This is a genomic window from Nakamurella sp. (assembly GCF_048594475.1).
In the GTDB taxonomy this organism is placed as follows: Bacteria; Actinomycetota; Actinomycetes; order Mycobacteriales; family Nakamurellaceae; genus Nakamurella.
In genome coordinates, this window is record NZ_JBMDXT010000582.1 from 1 (window position 1) to 3,345 (window position 3,345).

The following is a 3,345-nucleotide window of genomic DNA, read 5'->3' on the forward strand; positions in this document are numbered from 1 at the left end:
CATGACCGTCGGCGAGCGGGTTGTGGGCCAGCGAGACGAACGACTCGATGCCGTGCGTCAGCGCGTCCAGACCGGTGGCCGCGGCCAGCCATTCGGGCATCGTGGTCAGCAACCGCGGGTCGGTGATCGAGATGTCCGGGACCAGGGCCCGGCCCATGATCGTGATCTTCACCGAGTCCGTCGTGTCGGTGACGATGCAGAACTGCGAGACGTCCGCGCCGGTACCCGATGTCGTGGGAATCATGAGCAGCGGGGGAATGGGGCGGGTGACCTGGTCGACGCCCGCGTAGTCCAGGATCGTGCCGCCGTTGCCGGAGAGGATCGCGATGCCCTTGGCCGCATCCATGCTCGAGCCGCCGCCGATGCCGATCAGCACGTCGCAACCGGACTCGAGGTACTGGTGGTACCCCTGCGTGATCTCGACGTCCTTCGGGTTGGGCGTGATGCCGCGCCACACGACCGGGTCGAGGCCGGCGTCGCGCAGGTGGCCCAGCAGCTGGTGGACCCAGCCCGCGTCGTGCACCCCGTCGTCGGTGACGACGAACGGGCGCCGCGCGCCGAGCCGGCCGGCGGCGAAGCCGGCCTCGGCCAGGGCGCCCAGACCGAAGACGACCTCGGGGGCGTGGAACTTCACCACCGGCGCCGGGCCGTGCCGGTGCCCCGGATCACCCGCGCCGGGCGGGTGTGTTCGGACCACGTCCTCGTGTCCGATCACGATGTTGTTCTCCTCCGTCGAGCAAGCGATCAGCACGCCGCTCGCCGACCGTCGTCGACCCGAATGGTCAGGACCCGTCGGTGGGTGAAATGGTACGCCTCACCGGCTCGATGCTGTCGCAGGGAAAACCGCCGCGGGCGGCGTGCTCCCGGATCAGTGCCGGGTCCGCGGCCTCGTAGACGCAGTAGAGCTTGTCGTCCGCGACGTAGGACTCGATCCACGAGATCTTGTCGCCCAGCTCGGCCAGCACCTCGTTGGAGCGGGTCGCGACCGCCGTGATCTGGTCGTCGGTCAGCGATCCCGCCCCCGGCAACGTCCGTTCGATCACGTAGCGATCCATCACGCACTCCCCTCGTTGCGGCCCGTGGTCGGGTGCCGGACGGCCGGCCACCGGCCGTCCGGGCCCGGTACCCGGGTCACGCTACGGCCGGACGTCGCCCCGGCGAACCCCCCAAGGACCAGGATCGACCTGGCCGTTCGGACAGGTCGCACCGCCCGGGCGGGGATCGACCGGTGCCCGGGGACGCCGGTCAGGGGGCCGCCAGCAGGGCCCGGATCCGGTCGAGCAGGCGGTCGGCCATGGCCGTGAAGATCCGGGCGCCCTCCCCGGCGTTCGCCCCGGTCGGGTCGCCGAGCACCCCGTTGGCGCTGACCGCCCGCACCCCGCCGGCGGTGATCCGGGGGAGCAGGTCGGCCCGCGGAGCGGTGGCGCCGGGGGCGGCGAGGTCGGTCCGGACGGTCTCCGGCGCCAGGTGCAGCATCAGGCAGGTCTCCCGGTAACCGGCATGCGGGTCGGCCCGCGGCCCGCCGCTGGCCGCGTGGTGCACCTGCAGTGAACGGCCCTCGTACCGGGTCAGGGTGGCCGCCCGGGCCAGGGCCTCGGCATTGCCGCCGTGCCCGTTGACCACCAGCACGTGCCGCCAGTCGCCGGCCGCGTGCCGGACGAACTCGACCAGCAGCTGGTACAGCGCCTCGGTACCGATGGACAGGGTGCCGGGGAAGTGGGCGTGCTCGCCGCTGGCGCCGTACGGGATCGCCGGGGCCAGGCCGACGCCGGGCATCGTCCGGTGCGCCAGCTCGGCCAGCCGGGAGGCCACCACGGTGTCGGTGGTCAGCGGCAGGTGCGGCCCGTGCTGCTCGGTCGACCCGAGCGGCACCAGCAGGATCCGCCGGTCGGCCGCCGCCACCTCCGGCCAGGTCGCGCCGGCCAGCGGGCCCGGGTCAGCCATCGGCGGCCGGAGCCGGGGACCGGCGGAACCACCTACGGGGGTGGGGCAGGTCGCGCACCCGGGGGAGCACCGGTTCGGGATTGCGCCGGCGCAGCACGCCCTGCCAGACGCCCAGCCCGTAGGCGGCGTCGTCGAGGGCGTGGGCCACGAAGGATTCGGCGGTGGCCCGCGCCCGGGTCGCGAGTCCGGTCCGGCCGGCCGGCTCGGCTCCATCGGCCGCCTCCCCGGTCCGCACGTCCTGCACGGCCTGGACGAGCAGCCCGGCCGCGGCGGCAACGGCCAGCCGCCGGCCGATGCGGGGACGCAGCACGGCGACGGCCAGGGTCACCGGCAGCATCGGCCGGATCAGCCAGCGACCGAGCGCGGCGCCGGCGCGCAGGTGTCCCATCGCCGCCAGCTGGCGGGCGTGCGCGGGGGACAGCTCCCGCATGCCCCACGGTGCGATCGCGGCGGTGACCCCGCCGGCCAGCACGCCCGCCGCCGGGTGCACGAGCACGGCCAGCAGCCACGGGCCGAGCGACCAGATCGACACGTCCAGGTGGCGCAGCGCGCCGGGGTGCCGGCCGGCCAGGTCGGCCGCGCTCGTGCCGTAGAGCCGTCGCCGGTTCAACGCCGCGGTCAGCGTGCCCCGCGGCCGGTGCCCCACGTGCACGTCGGGGTAGTACCGGACGATGCCGTGCTCGGCGATCCGCCAGACCAGGTCCACGTCCTCGCCGACGTGCATGTCGGCCCGGAAACCACCGACGGCGGCGAAGGATTCGGCGCGCACCAGCATCGCCGCGCTGGGCACGTACGACACCGCCCGTCCCGGACCGACCTCGCTCGGCGTGTGGCCCAGATCCAGTGCGCAGACGCGCTGTTCGAACCAGCCGCCGGATCCGGACCCGGCGAGGGGCACGATCTGCGGCGCGGCCAGCACCACCGGGACGGCCCTGCCGTCGCCGGCGCCCGTGGTGGCCGTGGTTTCGGTGATCTGCGCCTTCAGCCGGTCGATCCACTGCGGGTCGGGGATCGTGTCGGCGTCCAGGAAGGCGATCCACGGCGTGCCGGCCGCGGCCGCGCCGGCGTTGCGGGCGGCGGCCGGCCCCCGGGAGTGCTCGTGGCGCAGCACGGTCAGCCCGGGGCGTTCGGCGGCCAGCGGGGCCAGCGGGATCGGCGAGCCGTCGTCGACCAGGATCACGGGGAGGTCGGCCGGGAGGGTGCCGAGCAGGTCGCGGACCGGGCCGGCGGCCGACCGCGCCGGGATGACGACGGTGACCCCCGCATGGTCGGTGGCGGCCGGGGCGGGGCCGAGCAGCAGCCCGGCGCCCCGGAGCCGGTGCATCAGCCGGTCGAGCGCGGGGGCGGCGGGCGGCCGGGCCGCGCCGTCGCCGCGCCCGCGGCTCCCCCCCGCCCCCCGCG

General features: G+C 75.5%; 4 protein-coding genes. All 4 read right to left on the reverse strand.

Features of this window, described 5'->3' with window-relative positions; genetic code table 11:
• The coding region (locus ACOJUF_RS25920) for an iron-containing alcohol dehydrogenase (RefSeq protein ID WP_420124689.1) at positions 1-697 on the reverse strand (697 nt) is incomplete at its 3' end.
• Positions 698-782: 85 nt separating this feature from the next.
• Positions 783-1,055, reverse strand: coding sequence for a DUF4242 domain-containing protein (locus ACOJUF_RS25925; RefSeq protein ID WP_420124686.1), 273 nt, complete (start codon positions 1,053-1,055; stop codon positions 783-785).
• Positions 1,056-1,245: 190 nt separating this feature from the next.
• Complete coding sequence (mftE, locus tag ACOJUF_RS25930) at positions 1,246-1,944, reverse strand: mycofactocin biosynthesis peptidyl-dipeptidase MftE (RefSeq protein WP_420124687.1); 699 nt, start codon at positions 1,942-1,944, stop codon at positions 1,246-1,248.
• Positions 1,937-3,345, reverse strand: a 1,409-nt coding sequence (locus ACOJUF_RS25935; RefSeq protein ID WP_420124688.1) for a glycosyltransferase, incomplete at its 5' end; no start/stop codon positions are given. The genes mftE and ACOJUF_RS25935, both read right to left, overlap by 8 nt.